The organism is Streptomyces sp. NPDC001868, from assembly GCF_040297125.1.
Classification (GTDB): Bacteria; Actinomycetota; Actinomycetes; order Streptomycetales; family Streptomycetaceae; genus Streptomyces.
In genome coordinates, this window is record NZ_JBEOYO010000017.1 from 1 (window position 1) to 12913 (window position 12913).

Annotated in this window: 15 protein-coding genes; 7 read left to right on the forward strand and 8 right to left on the reverse strand. The window is 70.3% G+C overall.

Going from position 1 to position 12913, the window contains the following annotated elements:
• Positions 1 to 388 precede the first annotated feature (388 nt).
• The gene (locus ABT147_RS20860; RefSeq protein ID WP_351408206.1) at positions 389 to 1030 is read right to left on the reverse strand and encodes a DNA-3-methyladenine glycosylase; all 642 of its coding nucleotides are present in this window, start codon (positions 1028 to 1030) and stop codon (positions 389 to 391) included.
• A gap of 169 nt (positions 1031 to 1199) precedes the next feature.
• On the opposite strand from ABT147_RS20860, the gene ABT147_RS20865 reads away from it, so the two are divergent.
• The 3 genes from ABT147_RS20865 to ABT147_RS20875 all read left to right on the forward strand — a co-directional run bounded on the left by ABT147_RS20865 (position 1200) and on the right by ABT147_RS20875 (position 3241).
• On the forward strand, positions 1200 to 1982 hold the full coding sequence (locus ABT147_RS20865; RefSeq protein ID WP_351408208.1) for a sporulation protein: 783 nt from the start codon (positions 1200 to 1202) through the stop codon (positions 1980 to 1982).
• 61 nt (positions 1983 to 2043) lie between these two features.
• Entirely contained in the window at positions 2044 to 2583 is a 540-nt protein-coding gene (locus ABT147_RS20870) for a YbhB/YbcL family Raf kinase inhibitor-like protein (protein WP_351408210.1), read from the forward strand.
• A 151-nt stretch (positions 2584 to 2734) separates the two neighbouring features.
• Positions 2735 to 3241, forward strand: coding sequence for an HNH endonuclease (locus tag ABT147_RS20875; RefSeq protein WP_033529234.1), 507 nt, complete (start codon positions 2735 to 2737; stop codon positions 3239 to 3241).
• A 158-nt stretch (positions 3242 to 3399) separates the two neighbouring features.
• On the opposite strand, the gene ABT147_RS20880 is transcribed toward ABT147_RS20875, so the two are convergent.
• The 3 genes from ABT147_RS20880 to ABT147_RS20890 form a co-directional block, all read right to left on the reverse strand.
• Entirely contained in the window at positions 3400 to 4347 is a 948-nt protein-coding gene (locus ABT147_RS20880) for an SPFH domain-containing protein (RefSeq protein WP_351408214.1), read from the reverse strand.
• A 158-nt stretch (positions 4348 to 4505) separates the two neighbouring features.
• Positions 4506 to 4937 (reverse strand): NfeD family protein, encoded by a 432-nt coding sequence (locus ABT147_RS20885; protein ID WP_351408216.1) that lies wholly within the window; start codon positions 4935 to 4937, stop codon positions 4506 to 4508.
• Between the two features lie 146 nt (positions 4938 to 5083).
• Positions 5084 to 5875 carry an ABC transporter ATP-binding protein gene (locus ABT147_RS20890; protein WP_351408218.1) on the reverse strand — a complete coding sequence of 264 codons (792 nt, stop codon included), beginning with the start codon at positions 5873 to 5875 and terminating at the stop codon, positions 5084 to 5086.
• Positions 5876 to 6025: 150 nt separating this feature from the next.
• Between ABT147_RS20890 and ABT147_RS20895 the strand changes: the two genes are divergently transcribed.
• Positions 6026 to 6811 (forward strand): Rv1486c family protein, encoded by a 786-nt coding sequence (locus tag ABT147_RS20895; protein WP_351408220.1) that lies wholly within the window; start codon positions 6026 to 6028, stop codon positions 6809 to 6811.
• Positions 6812 to 7192: 381 nt separating this feature from the next.
• Here ABT147_RS20895 and ABT147_RS20900 read toward each other — a convergent pair whose 3' ends face one another.
• From ABT147_RS20900 to ABT147_RS20915, 4 genes are all read right to left on the reverse strand, one after another.
• On the reverse strand, positions 7193 to 7432 hold the full coding sequence (locus ABT147_RS20900) for a chaplin family protein (protein WP_351408223.1): 240 nt from the start codon (positions 7430 to 7432) through the stop codon (positions 7193 to 7195).
• A gap of 191 nt (positions 7433 to 7623) precedes the next feature.
• Entirely contained in the window at positions 7624 to 7872 is a 249-nt protein-coding gene (gene chpE, locus ABT147_RS20905; RefSeq protein WP_033529228.1) for a chaplin ChpE, read from the reverse strand.
• Between the two features lie 157 nt (positions 7873 to 8029).
• Positions 8030 to 8671, reverse strand: a complete 642-nt coding sequence (locus tag ABT147_RS20910) for a response regulator (protein ID WP_351408225.1) — start codon at positions 8669 to 8671, stop codon at positions 8030 to 8032.
• Positions 8664 to 9809 carry a GAF domain-containing sensor histidine kinase gene (locus ABT147_RS20915; protein WP_351408227.1) on the reverse strand — a complete coding sequence of 382 codons (1146 nt, stop codon included), beginning with the start codon at positions 9807 to 9809 and terminating at the stop codon, positions 8664 to 8666. The genes ABT147_RS20910 and ABT147_RS20915 overlap by 8 nt, the downstream gene beginning before the upstream one ends.
• A gap of 288 nt (positions 9810 to 10097) precedes the next feature.
• On the opposite strand from ABT147_RS20915, the gene ABT147_RS20920 reads away from it, so the two are divergent.
• The 3 genes from ABT147_RS20920 to ABT147_RS20930 all read left to right on the forward strand — a co-directional run bounded on the left by ABT147_RS20920 (position 10098) and on the right by ABT147_RS20930 (position 12898).
• Positions 10098 to 10793, forward strand: coding sequence for an SDR family NAD(P)-dependent oxidoreductase (locus tag ABT147_RS20920; RefSeq protein ID WP_351408229.1), 696 nt, complete (start codon positions 10098 to 10100; stop codon positions 10791 to 10793).
• Positions 10790 to 11926: an S-adenosylmethionine:tRNA ribosyltransferase-isomerase gene (locus ABT147_RS20925; protein ID WP_351408231.1), complete on the forward strand. Its 1137-nt coding sequence runs from the start codon at positions 10790 to 10792 to the stop codon at positions 11924 to 11926. Before ABT147_RS20920 ends, ABT147_RS20925 begins: the two co-directional genes overlap by 4 nt.
• A gap of 297 nt (positions 11927 to 12223) precedes the next feature.
• Positions 12224 to 12898, forward strand: coding sequence for a transglycosylase SLT domain-containing protein (locus ABT147_RS20930; protein WP_351408234.1), 675 nt, complete (start codon positions 12224 to 12226; stop codon positions 12896 to 12898).
• The last annotated feature ends 15 nt before the right edge of the window (positions 12899 to 12913 follow it).

The window sequence follows — 12913 nt, forward strand, 5'->3', positions numbered from 1 at the left end:
ACGCTGTTGAGTTCTCAAGGAACGGACGCTTCCTTTGTACTCACCCAAGCTAGTCTCGGGCTTTCCTCCGGGCAGTTTCCCTTCGGTCTTGCTGTCTTGCGTTTCCGACTCTATCAGACCGTTTTCCGATCCGATTCCCTGTCGGGGGGATTTGCCTTTCGGCTGTCTTTGGCCTCTCGGTTTCCCTTGCGGCCTTTCGACATTCACTACGTTAGCCGATTCCCTCGGCAACTCATAATTGAGTGCTGCGGGCTGGAATCATGGCACGCCTAATTCGCCCCCGCTGAGGGGATGTCGTAGGTAGTGGGTTGGCCGCTCTCGGCTGCTGGCTGATCGCCGTAACCGGGTCAAGCGGCTCGGGCTACGTTACGGATCGCCCAGGGGTGAGTCAAGTTGAGCGCCGGCGGGGGACGTGGGCCCGATACGGGCTGACGGTGGGGTCGTTGGCGACCCAGAAGCGCCAGGGGTGGACGCCGCCGTCTCCGGAGACACCGGTGCGGGGGCCATCGAGTACCTGGTCAGGGCTGGCGGGGGTGCCGGTCAGGACCGTCAGGGGTGGGGTGCCGGAGGCGCAGGCATCCGTGCCGTCGAGGGCTCGGTCCACGTCCAGGGCCGTGGCCAGGCGGGCGGGGCCTTTGGCCAGTTCCTTGTCATTTCGGGCCGAGATTCGACGTTTGCGGGCGAGGTCGGCGCCCTCGATGATCTCGCCGGCCCGCAGTAGAACCGCGCTCGCCCGGCCCTCCGGGCCGCACACCAGGTTCATGCAGTGCCACATGCCGTAGGTGAAGTAGACGTACACGTGTCCGGGCGGACCGAACATCACGTCGTTGCGGGCGGTGCGGCCCCGGAAGGCGTGGGAGCCGGGGTCGTTCGCACCGTCGTAGGCCTCCACCTCCGTGAGGCGCACTTCGATCGGGCCGTCCGGGGTAGTGCGTACGAGGACGCGTCCCAGGAGGTCCGGTGCCACCTCCAGTACGGGGCGGTCGAAGAACTCGCGGGCGAGGGGCGTACGGTCGGGGCTCGCGATCATGGCGTACGAGCGTAGTCCAGACGGGTGCGGAACCGGCGGCCGTCGGTCTGCGTTTGTAGGGATCAAGGATCCACGCCGCGCAGAGCGATCCACACCACACAAAGCACGAACTCAGAACACAGAACCACACAGATATATACGCAGGCGTTGCCTGACGGGAGGAACAGACATGGGGTTCAAGCGGTTGCTCGCGAGCCTGGGGGCCGGTGGCGCTTCGGTCGAGACGGTGCTGACCGAGGTCAATGTCGTCCCGGGCGGTGTCGTCCAGGGTGAGGTGCGCATCCAGGGCGGCTCCGTGGACCAGCAGATCGAGGCGCTGTCCGTCGGACTGCAGGCCAAGGTCGAGGTCGAGGGCCAAGACGCGGAGTACAAGCAGGACATCGTGTTCACCAAGCAGCGGCTCGGTGGTGCCTTCGAGCTGAAGGCCGAGGCGGTCCACGTGGTGCCGTTCGGGCTGGAGATCCCGTGGGAGACGCCGGTCACCACGATCCAGGGGCAGACGCTGCCGGGCATGAACATCGGTGTGACCACCGAGCTGGAGATCGCGCGCGCGGTCGACTCCGGTGACCTGGACCCGATCAACGTGCACCCGCTGCCGGCACAGCAGGCCATCCTGGACGCCTTCATCCAGCTGGGCTTCCGCTTCAAGAACGCGGACCTGGAGCGCGGCCACATCCGGGGGACGCGGCAGAAGCTGCCCTTCTACCAGGAGATCGAGTTCTACCCGCCCCAGCAGTACCACGGCCTCAACCAGGTCGAGCTGAGCTTCGTCGCCGACGAGCGCGAAATGGACGTCGTGCTGGAGATGGACAAGAAGCCGGGTCTGTTCAGCGAGGGCAGCGACTCGTTCCGCTCGTTCAAGGTGGGGCTGCACGACTACCAGGGCACGGACTGGGCGGCGTATCTGAACCAGTGGCTGTCGGAGGTCGGCAGCAAGCGCAGCTGGTTCTAGGCTCGACCTGCTCGACACAACTGGAACCACACCTACCCCCGATCCATCAGGAGGTACCGAGGTGACCGAGCCGAAGAGGCCGCCGCTCCCCCACGATTTCCACCCGGTCGTGCCGTCCTTCACGGTCGCGAGCGAGGACGTCGAGGCAGGTGCGACGCTCAAGGACGCTCAGGTCTACGCGGAGGGGAACACCTCACCGCAGCTGCGCTGGGAGGGCTTCCCGCCTGAGACCAAGAGTTTCGCCGTGACGTGTTACGACCCGGACGCTCCCACGGGGAGCGGGTTCTGGCACTGGGTCGTGTTCGACATCCCGGTGTCGGTGACGGAATTGCCGACGGGTGCGGGCTCGGGGAAGTTCGAGGGGCTGCCCGAGGGCGCTGTCCAGGTGCGCAACGACTACGGGACGAAGGACTTCGGCGGGGCCGCGCCGCCGCCCGGGGATCCGGCGCACCGGTATGTGTTCACGGTGTACGCCGTGGATCAGGAGAAGCTCGGTCCGGATGCGGACGCCTCTCCCGCCGTGGTCGGTTTCAACCTGCGGTTCCACACGCTGGGGCGTGCTCAACTCATCGGTGAGTACGCCGCCGTGGCGGAAAAGTAACGAAGCCGGACGTTCATTGAACGTTTGCCCGTCTCTGGTCTTGGAAGTGATCAGAGACGGGCATTTTTTATTGCGTTGTCCATCTCGGCGTGCCCGGCCAGAGTTGATCCAAGCCCGCCGGGGGGTGGGCTGGCACAGGAGGTGGGCTGGAATGCGGGACACGCTGGTACTGAACGCGAGCTTCGAGCCGCTGTCGACGGTGACGCTCAACCGAGCCGTCGTGCTGGTACTGCAGGACAAGGCCGTCGTCGAGCAGACCCACCCCGAACTGCGCATGCGCGGAGCCGCGGTCGATATACCGGCGCCCCGGGTGATCAGGCTCTGCAGGTATGTCAGGGTGCCGTTCCGAAGACAAGCCCCTTGGTCGAGGCGGGGGGTCCTGGTACGGGACAGGCACAGGTGCGCGTACTGCGGTCGTCGGGCGACGACCGTGGACCATGTGGTGCCGCGGTCGCGGGGCGGTGGTGACACCTGGCTGAACACGGTGGCCTCTTGCGCCGAGGACAACCACCGGAAGGCGGACCGGACTCCGGAGCAGGCGGGGATGCCGTTGCTTCGGCAGCCGTTCGAGCCTACGCCTGCCGATGCGATGTTGCTGTCGCTGGGGCACGATGACTTCGATGCGCTGCCGGCCTGGCTTTCGCAAGGGGCCGCGTAGGGCTCCGCCGGTGGGCCGTCGAGCGCCGTCGCGGCCGCTGTCGTTCGCGGGCTGCGGGTTCGTTGTGGCTGATCGCGCAGTTCCCCGCGCCCCTGAAAGCAAAAGCACCAGGGCCCGCTCTTCTTGCGAAGGCGGGCCCATGCTCATGTGCCGTGTACTCAGTCGATCGCCGGCTTCTCTCGGCGTTCGTTGCCGCCGTCCGTGGGGCGGGGGACGGAGGGGCCGCCGCCCAGGTTGCCGAAGTTGCCCATGGCGCCGGAGAGGCCCTTGAGGGCGTCGCCGATCTCGCTGGGGACGATCCAGAGCTTGTTGGCGTCGCCCTCGGCGATCTTCGGGAGCATCTGGAGGTACTGGTAGGAGAGGAGCTTCTGGTCCGGGTCGCCGGCGTGGATGGCCTCGAAGACCGTACGGACGGCCTGGGCCTCGCCCTCGGCGCGCAGGGCGGCGGCCTTGGCCTCACCCTCGGCGCGCAGGATCTGGGACTGCTTCTCGCCCTCGGCGGTGAGGATGGCCGCCTGGCGCGTACCTTCGGCGGTGAGGATCGCGGCGCGCTTGTCACGGTCGGCGCGCATCTGCTTCTCCATCGAGTCCTGGATGGAGGTGGGCGGCTCGATCGCCTTCAGTTCGACGCGGTTGACGCGGATGCCCCACTTGCCGGTGGCCTCGTCGAGGACGCCGCGCAGGGCCGCGTTGATCTCCTCGCGGGAGGTCAGGGTCCGCTCCAGGTCCATGCCACCGATGATGTTGCGCAGTGTGGTGACGGTGAGCTGCTCGATCGCCTGGATGTAGCTGGCGACCTCGTACGTCGCCGCGCGGGCGTCGGTGACCTGGTAGTAGATGACCGTGTCGATGTTCACGACCAGGTTGTCCTGGGTGATCACCGGCTGCGGCGGGAACGGTACGACCTGTTCGCGGAGGTCGATGCGGTTGCGGATGGAGTCGATGAACGGGACGACGATGTTGAGGCCCGCGTTGAGTGTGCGTGTGTAGCGGCCGAACCGCTCGACGATGGCCGCGCTGGCCTGTGGAATCACCTGGATGGTCTTGATCAGGGCGATGAAGACCAACACCACCAGAATGATCAGGACGATGATGATCGGTTCCATCGTTTGCTCCCCGTGCCCTTCTCTGCCGTGGCGCTTCCTGAAGATCTTATGCCTGTCGGGACTGTTGAAGATCTTGCTGGTCGAGTCTGGCAGAACACCGCCCGCCAGGTGGGTCGTTCCGTCATGGCGTCATCGCGTCGTGACCACGTCGTGCGAGGTCACATGACGATCGCGGTGGCTCCCTCGATCTCCACGACGTCCACTTCCTGACCCACCTCGTAGGCCTGGCCGGTGTCGAGCGCGCGGGCGGACCAGACTTCGCCGCCCAGCTTGATACGGCCTCCCGAGCCGTCGACCCGTTCCAGGACGACGGCGTGTTTGCCCTTCAACGCGTCGATGCCGGTGGCGAGTTGGGGCCGCTGGGATCTGTGCCGGGCCGCGATGGGGCGTACGACGGCGATGAGCGCGACGGAGACGATCGCGAAGACGACGACCTGGAGGACGATCCCACCGCCCAGCCCAGCGACCACGGCGCCGGCGACCGCGCCGAGGGCGAGCATGCCCAACTCGGGCATCGCGGTCACGACGAGGGCGATCCCGAGCCCGGCCGCGCCGATCAGCCACCACACCCATGCGTCGATGCTGTCCACAACGGCCATGGTAGAACCGCGATCCGTCCGCCGAACAGAGCGCACGGTCAAAGATCGCGTACAGAGGGATCCCAAGTCGGGTGCGCCCGGCCCCTTTGTGGGGGGGGGCCCCCCCCGACCGGCGGAAGATCGGGAGAAGTTGGAGGTCAGGTGAGCGGCAGGCCGTGGGCGGTCCAGCGCTCGCCCAGCTGCTCGACGACGAGCGGGAGGCCGAAGCAGTGGGAGAGGTTGCGGGAGGTGAGCTCCAGCTCCAGCGGGCCCGCGGCGAGGACCTTGCCCTGACGGATCATCAGGACGTGGGTGAAGCCCGGGGGGATCTCCTCCACGTGGTGCGTGACCATGATCATGGAGGGGGCGATCGGGTCGCGGGCGAGACGGCCGAGGCGGCGTACGAGGTCCTCGCGGCCGCCGAGGTCGAGGCCGGCGGCGGGCTCGTCGAGGAGGAGCAGCTCGGGGTCGGCCATGAGGGCGCGGGCGATGAGGGTGCGCTTGCGCTCGCCCTCGGAGAGGGTGCCGAACTTGCGGTCGATGTAGTCGGTCATGCCGAGGCGGTCGAGGAAGGCGCGGGCGCGAAGCTCGTCGACCTCCTCGTAGTCCTCGTTCCAGGTCGCCGTCATGCCGTAGGCGGCGGTCAGGACGGTCTGCAGGACGGTCTGGCGCCTGGGGAGCTTCTCCGCCATGGCGATGCCGGCCATGCCGATGCGGGGGCGCAGTTCGAAGACGTCGACCTTGCCGAGGGTGTCGCCGAGGATCGTGGCGGTGCCCTTGCTGGGGTACAGGTAGCTGGACGCGATGTTGAGGAGGGTGGTCTTGCCGGCGCCGTTCGGGCCGAGGATGGCCCAGCGCTCGCCCTCCTTGACCGACCAGGAGACCTGGTCCACCAGAGCCCGGCCCTCGCGGACCACGGATACGTCCTCCAGCTCCAGAACATCGCTCATGAGCGCGCTGTCTCCCCTTGCAGTGTCGGCCTGTCTCGGCTGTCGCGTACGCCTGTGGTCGGAGCCACCGCCGGGTGGGCGCAGCCCTCAGGGAAATCTACGCCACCGGTCGGGCCGTCCATCCCATCGGTCGGTCCTTAGGGTGGGGGCATGCTTTCCGAACCACGTTCAGGGCGCCTCGCCTCATGGGGAAATGCCCTTCTTGCCGGACTTGTCTCGCCGGATGACGCGGTGCTCGCGATCGTCGGGGAGGACGCGGTGCATCGGGTGGAGGGGTTGCCCGGTGAGACGGGGCCCGTCGGACTGACGCTCGCGCTGGGGCGGTTGCGGGCGCTCGGGGTGACCGGGCTGCGGGTCGCGCTGCCCGCGGCGGGACATCCGCTGGGGCTGAGCGGGCCGCCGGAGTTCAACAAGCGGGCGCTGGAGGCGGAGGAGGCGGTCGTCTGCCACGGGGGTGCGCTGGGGCTGGTGCCGGAGGTGTACGCGGTGGGCCCCTCGGGCGATGAGCATGTGGAGGTCGTCTGGCACTGTCTGGAGGTGCGGGAGGCGCCGCCCGCCGATGTGCCGTCCCTCGGGGAGGCCGAGCGGGAGTTGGCGGAGGCGCTGCGGGACGCGACCGCGGTGCTGGCCAGGCTGGATGTCGCGGCGTCCGGGCCGGTGGCCGAGGCGGCGATCGACGCGTATCGGGCGCGGGCCGAGCGGGGGCGGGAGGTGTTGGCGCCCGGGTATCCGCCGCGGGCGGTACGGGTGCTGGAGTTGGCGCAGCGGGTGGGGTTGCTGATCTCCGTGGCGTTCGAGAACGGCCACGGTGGCGCCGTGAGCGCCTCCGAGATGGCCTCCCGGGCCGCCGCGCTGCGTCCGGTCGAGCGGACGGCTCGGCGGGCGCAGGTGGCGGCGTACAACGCGTTCGTGGAGGAACGGGAGCGGGGGCGGTAGTACGGCGGGGCTGTGGGCCCTTGGTTGTGCGGTGCCCGGTGGCTGTGTCGGACGGGGGCGGGTTCGTGCGGCCCGGCGCTTACGGGGTGCCGCTGCGCCCACCCGTGCCGCCCCAGCGGCACGACTGCCCGCAGTTGGGAGCGTAGGACAGGCAGGTCGCCTCAGCGGCACGACTGCCCGCGGCTGGGGCGGTGGGCGGTGAGGTGGGCGCAGCCCTTTCGGGGGCGCGGGGAACTGCGCGAGCAGCCACGCGCGGCTCGCGGACGCCGGACTCACCGCGGCTCCCGGGCCATGGGGCGTTCGACATCCGGAGCCCGCAGCATGGCAAAGTGCCCCACCGACCCCGAAAGGCCGGCGAAGCCCTGGTTGGCGCGGCGAACGTCAGTGGTTGGCCGAGATGTTGCCGAATGTCGGGTTGAGCGCCGCGATGAGGTTGGCGCTGAGGCCTGTGACCGTGACGGGGACGCTGACGGGGACCTGGACGTCGAGGCCGGAGGCGACACCCGGGGAGCCGACGGCCGCGCTGTCGGCGGTCGAGTCGGCGACGGCCGCACCGGACGAGGCACCCGCGGCGAGCCCGGCGGCGGTGACGGTCAGGGCGGCCTTCTTGGCGAAGTTCATGAGCTGGGTTCCTCCCGCGTCGTACGTGTCCGGCCCGCCCGCGGGCCGTGCGCTGATCAACGCGGGGGTGGGGCGTGGTGGCACGGACGGGCGAGGGGAACGGCCCTTTCGGTGCAGTGAGGTGACAACCTGACCGGCCTCCCAGGGGCGCCTGGGAGGCCGGTGGTCACTGGTGCTCCGGGGCGGGAACGTCAGTGGTTGACACCCAGGTTGCCGAAGGCCGGGTTCAGGATGCCGACGACGTTCACGCTGTTGCCGACCGCGTTCACGGGGATGTGGACCGGGGCCTGGATGACGTTGCCCGAGACGACGCCCGGCGAGCCGATCGCCTTGCCGTCGGCGTGCGCGCCGCCGTCGGTGGCGGAGGCCATGCCGGCACCGGCGGCGACGAGGCCACCGGCCACCATCGTGACAGCGGCGGCCTTCTTCAGGTTCTTCACTTTGAGCCCTTCCTTGCGATCACTGCGGCGGTCGCACGCAGCACGCACTGAAGAACGCGGGCGGCCCCGGCAGGATGCGCCACCCGAGGGACATACACCCGACAGTATGAATCTCAGCCCGGAGCGGAACCCTCCATGTTGCCGGACAATCCGACCGTCATCCGGCCATACCGTGGCGCACCGCCCACAGTGCGGCCTGTGTCCGGTCCGCCAGGTCGAGCTTCATCAGGATGTTCGAGACATGGGTCTTCACGGTCTTCTCGGAGAGGACCAGGGCGCGGGCGATCTCGCGGTTCGAGCGGCCGTCGGCGATCAGGCCGAGCACCTCGCGCTCCCGCTCGGTGAGGGAACTTCCTCTCCCCTGGCCGGAGTTGGCCTCCTCCTGGGACAGGAGCGCGTCGGCGACCTCCGGCTGGAGCAGGATGTGTCCGGCGTGCACCGAGCGGATGGCGCCGGCGAGGGCGTCGGGGTCGACGTCCTTGTAGACGTATCCGGCGGCGCCGGCGCGCAGGGCCGGGACGACCGTGCGCTGTTCGGTGAAGCTGGTGACGATGAGCACGCGCGCGGGGTTGGCGAGTTCGCGGAGCTTGCGCAGCGCGTCGACGCCGTCCATGCCCGGCATCTTGACGTCCATGAGGACGACGTCGGGCCGGAGCTCCTCCGCGCGGGCGACGCCCTCGGCGCCGTCGGCGGCCTCTCCCACGACCTCGATGTCGTCCTGCACCTCCAGGAAGGTGCGCAGGCCGCGTCGGACCACCTGGTGGTCGTCGACGAGGAGCACCTTGATTGCGTCAGCCACCGGGGACCTCCATCTCGATCGTGGTGCCCTTTCCGGGCGCCGATTCCACGGTCAGCCGGCCGCCGACCCCGCTCGCCCGGTCGCGCATGGAGACGAGGCCGAGGTGGCGGCCCGCGCGGCGGACGACCTGGGGGTCGAAGCCGGTGCCGTCGTCCGTGACCCGCAGGACGGCTCCGCCGCCGTGCCGGTCGAGGGTGACGTCGACCCGCTCGGCCCCCGAGTGCCGCAGGGCGTTGTGCAGGGCCTCCTGGGCGACGCGCAGCATGGCCTCCTCCTGGGCGGCGGGCAGCGCGCGGGCGCCGCGGCCGGAGAAGGTGACGCGGGCGCTGTGGGCGCGGTCCATGACGTGGACCTGGGTGCGCAGGGTGGCGGCCAGACCGTCCTCGTCGAGTCCGGCGGGGCGCAGCTCGACGACGGCGGCGCGCAGCTCGTCCGCGGCCTCGGCGGCGAGGGCGGCCACGTGCTGGAGTTCGCCCTTCGCGCGCGTGGGGTCGCGGTCGACCAGCGCGGCGGCGGCCTGGGCGGTCAGGCGCAGGGAGAAGAGCTTCTGGCTGACGGCGTCGTGGAGTTCGTGGGCGAGCCGGGAGCGCTCCTCGGCGATGGTCAGCTCGCGGCTGCGCTCGTAGAGGCGGGCGTTGGTGAGGGCGATCGCGGCGTGCTGGGCGAGGATCGCCAGCAGGTCCTCGTCCTCCTCGGTGAAGCCGCAGCCGCCCTCGGGCCTGGGGCAGCGCTTGTTGGCGAGGAAGAGGGCGCCGATGACCTCGTCGCCGTCGCGGATGGGCAGGCCCAGGAAGTCGATCAGGTCGGGGTGGGCGCTGGGCCAGCCCTCGAAGCGGGGGTCCTCGCGGACGTCGGCCAGGCGCTCGGGGGTGGCCTCGTGGAGCATCGCGGCGAGGATGCCGTGCTGGCGCGGGAGCGGGCCGATGGCCTTCCACTGGGCGTCGCTGACGCCGTCGACGACGAACTGGGCGAAGCCGCCGTGGTCGTCGGGGACGCCGAGCGCGGCGTACTCCGCGTCGAGCAGCTCGCGCGCGGAGGCGACGATCGTCTTGAGGACGTCACGCACCTCCAGGTGCCTGCTCATGGCCAGCAACGCACTGCTCACCGCGGCGAGGCCGGACCGTGGACCTTGACTCATGACCTCACCGTACCGGCGGGGTCCGACACCGCGGATCGGACCGCCGGAGGCCTCGTCCGGGCCCTCGGACCTAGGCCGGAGGCCTACTGCCGGCCCTGGACGCGGCCTAGGACCCGACCTAGGCCCGACCTAGGCCCGACCTAGGCCCGGGTTCGGGCCCAGCGGCCTAGGGCGAAGGGCCCCGGCGGTCTGCGGCCCGCGCACGAGGCGGCGGGGGCGGTCCCGTTCCTACGTTGGGATCACCGCCGACCAGGACGGGAGGCGGCAGAGGACGAGGGGACGGATGTCATGCCGGTAGCGATCATCACGGGGGCTTCGAAGGGGCTGGGCCGGGCACTCGGCGCGGCCCTGGCGGAGCGCGGCTGGGATCTGGTGCTCGACGCCAGGACCGCCGGGGTCCTGAAGGAGACGGCGGCGGAGCTGTCGGCGTACGGGACGCGGGTGGAGGCCCTGCCGGGGGATGTCATGGACGCCGGGCACCGGGCGGAGCTGGTGGCGGCGGCGCGGGGGCTGGGCGGTGTCGATCTGCTGGTGAACAACGCGAGCGCGCTGGGCGCCGAGCCGCTCGTACGGCTGGAGGGGTTGGCGCTGGACGGGCTGCGGCGGGCCCTGGAGGTCAATGTGGTCGCGGCGCTGGGGCTGGTCCAGGAGGCGCTGCCGTCGCTGCGGGCCTCCGGGGCGGGTGCGGTGATCGGTGTCAGCTCGGACGCGGCGGCCGAGGCGTACGGGACGTGGGGCGGGTACGGGGCCTCGAAGGCGGCGCTGGACCAGCTGTCGGCGGTGCTGGCCGAGGAGGAGCCGGGGCTTCGGGTGTGGGCCGTGGATCCCGGGGACATGGGCACGGACCTGTACGCGGCGGCCGTACCGGACGACGACGATCCGCGGCCGAGCCCGAGCAGTGTGGTCCCGGCCTTTCTGCGGTTGCTCGACGAGCGGCCGGCCAGTGGCCGCTACGGGGCTCCGTCCCTGTTGGAGGGGCGATGACGACGGCGACGGTACGGGTGCCGGAGGGGCTGCACGCGCGTGTGCCCGTCGAGCAGCGTGGGCCGGGGCTCGACCGGGACGGCGTACGGCTGCTGGTCTCGCGGGGTACGGAGGTGTCGCACCACACGTTCGCGGCACTGCCGGGGCTGCTGAGAGCGGGGGATCTGCTGGTGGTCAACACGTCGCCGACGCTGGCGGCGGCGGTGGACGGGACGGTGGGGCACGCGCGCGTGGTGGTGCATCTCTCCACGCGGGGCGACGACGGGCGGTGGGCCGTCGAGCTGCGGGATCCGAACGGACGCGGCACCTCGCGCGCGCGTGCGGGCGGGCCTGCGGGGACGGAGGTGCGGCTCCCCCGTGACGTACGGCTCGTCCTGGAGGAACCGCTGAGCGAGCGGGGCGAGCGGCTGTGGTGGGCACGGGTGTCGTCGTCGGATGCGGCCGGGGTGCGGGCCGTGGCGGAGGCACCGGCCCTCGCCGAGGTCCTCCGCGAGCACGGGCGGCCCATTCGGTACTCCTATACGGAGCGGGACCAGCCGCTGTCCGTGTACCAGACGGTGTTCGCGCTGCCTGCGGAGGACGGGGCGGGGAGCGCGGAGATGCCGAGTGCGGGGCGGCCGTTCACGGCGCGGCTGGTGGCGGAGCTGGTGAGCCGGGGCGTGCAGTTCGCGCCGATCACGTTGCACACCGGGGTGGCGTCGGCGGAGGCGCACGAGCCGCCGTATCCGGAGCGGTTCGCGGTGCCGGAGGCGTCGGCGCGGCTGATCAACGCGGCGCGGGCGGGTGGCGGGCGGGTCGTGGCGGTGGGGACGACGGCGGTGCGGGCCGTGGAATCCGCCACCGGCCCGGACGGCGTCGTACGGGCGCGGGAGGGCTGGACGGATCTGGTGGTGACGCCGGAGCGCGGGGTGCGGGTGGTGGACGGGCTGCTGACGGGGCTGCACGAGCCGGAGGCCTCGCATCTGCTGATGCTGGAGGCGGTCGCGGGGCGGGCGGCGATCGACCGGGCGTACGAGGCGGCGGTCGAGGGGCGCTATCTGTGGCACGAGTTCGGAGACGTGCACCTCATCCTGCCGGAGATCCCGCCGGAGAAGGGGCCTCACGCAGAGCATTGCGGCAGCAACTACCGGTGAGACACGGACCCGCCCCATGTGAGCCCTCCCATAGGGCGCGCATCACGTACGAACGAGCCTAGGAGAGAGATAAGGGCGGTTTGAGCGGGAGAGACGGGTTGGTCTGTCCCGTTTTGCCGTTTGTGGTCCAACTACCCGGCATCGTACGTCACACCTTTGCCACGCGATTTTGCGGCCGCTAAGAATGGCTTCAGTCGCTCGACGCCGTGGGTTCTCCCGCGGCGTTTGTGCTGGAAGAGAAGTGTCCCCACCCGGCACGAGAGCGACCTCCGCGCTATTCGAAGAGGTCCCTCACTCATGCTCAAGAACGCCAAGAATCCCGGTCACAGTCTCGCGCTGACCAAGGCCCACAAGCTCTCGTTCGCCGGAGTGGCCGCCTTCGGCGCCGCCGCCCTCGCGTTCTCGCTGGTGCCGGCCGAGGCTCAGACCGCCACGCAGACGGTGTCCGCGGCTCCGGCCGCGTTCAGCCAGAACCCGGCCCAGGCCGCCAAGGCGAGCGTCACGAACCAGGCCGCCGACGCCGACAAGAAGGCCGCCGCCGCTGCCGCGAAGAAGAAGGCCGAGCAGGAGCGCGCGAAGAAGGAGGCCGCCAGCCGGGCCGCCCAGCGCGCCAAGATCGCCAAGGCTGCCAAGGCCGCCGCGAAGTCGTACCCGAACAACCTCGACGGCTGGATCCGTGAGGCGCTCGACATCATGAAGAAGCACAAGATCCCGGGCACCTACCACGGCCTGCACAAGAACATCATGCGGGAGTCCTCGGGCAACCCGAACGCCATCAACAACTGGGACATCAACGCCCAGAACGGCGTCCCGTCGATCGGTCTGCTCCAGGTCATCAAGCCGACCTTCGACGCCTACCACGTCCCCGGCACGCCCAAGAGCCAGTACGACCCGGTCGCCAACCTGACGGCCGCCGCGAACTACGCCGCCGACCGTTACGGCTCGATCGACAACGTCAACAGCGCGTACTGAGGCCCGCGCGGGACC

What these genes read in the sequence shown, in the direction of transcription:
- ABT147_RS20860 (WP_351408206.1), bottom strand. Translation starts at nt 1,030, where the DNA reads ATGATCGCGAGCCCCGACCGTACGCCCCTCGCCCGCGAGTTCTTCGAC.
- ABT147_RS20865 (WP_351408208.1), top strand. Translation starts at nt 1,200, where the DNA reads ATGGGGTTCAAGCGGTTGCTCGCGAGCCTGGGGGCCGGTGGCGCTTCG.
- ABT147_RS20875 (WP_033529234.1), top strand. Translation starts at nt 2,735, where the DNA reads ATGCGGGACACGCTGGTACTGAACGCGAGCTTCGAGCCGCTGTCGACG.
- ABT147_RS20880 (WP_351408214.1), bottom strand. Translation starts at nt 4,347, where the DNA reads ATGGAACCGATCATCATCGTCCTGATCATTCTGGTGGTGTTGGTCTTC.
- ABT147_RS20890 (WP_351408218.1), bottom strand. Translation starts at nt 5,875, where the DNA reads ATGAGCGATGTTCTGGAGCTGGAGGACGTATCCGTGGTCCGCGAGGGC.
- ABT147_RS20895 (WP_351408220.1), top strand. Translation starts at nt 6,026, where the DNA reads ATGCTTTCCGAACCACGTTCAGGGCGCCTCGCCTCATGGGGAAATGCC.
- ABT147_RS20900 (WP_351408223.1), bottom strand. Translation starts at nt 7,432, where the DNA reads ATGAACTTCGCCAAGAAGGCCGCCCTGACCGTCACCGCCGCCGGGCTC.
- ABT147_RS20915 (WP_351408227.1), bottom strand. Translation starts at nt 9,809, where the DNA reads ATGAGTCAAGGTCCACGGTCCGGCCTCGCCGCGGTGAGCAGTGCGTTG.
- ABT147_RS20920 (WP_351408229.1), top strand. Translation starts at nt 10,098, where the DNA reads ATGCCGGTAGCGATCATCACGGGGGCTTCGAAGGGGCTGGGCCGGGCA.
- ABT147_RS20925 (WP_351408231.1), top strand. Translation starts at nt 10,790, where the DNA reads ATGACGACGGCGACGGTACGGGTGCCGGAGGGGCTGCACGCGCGTGTG.
- ABT147_RS20930 (WP_351408234.1), top strand. Translation starts at nt 12,224, where the DNA reads ATGCTCAAGAACGCCAAGAATCCCGGTCACAGTCTCGCGCTGACCAAG.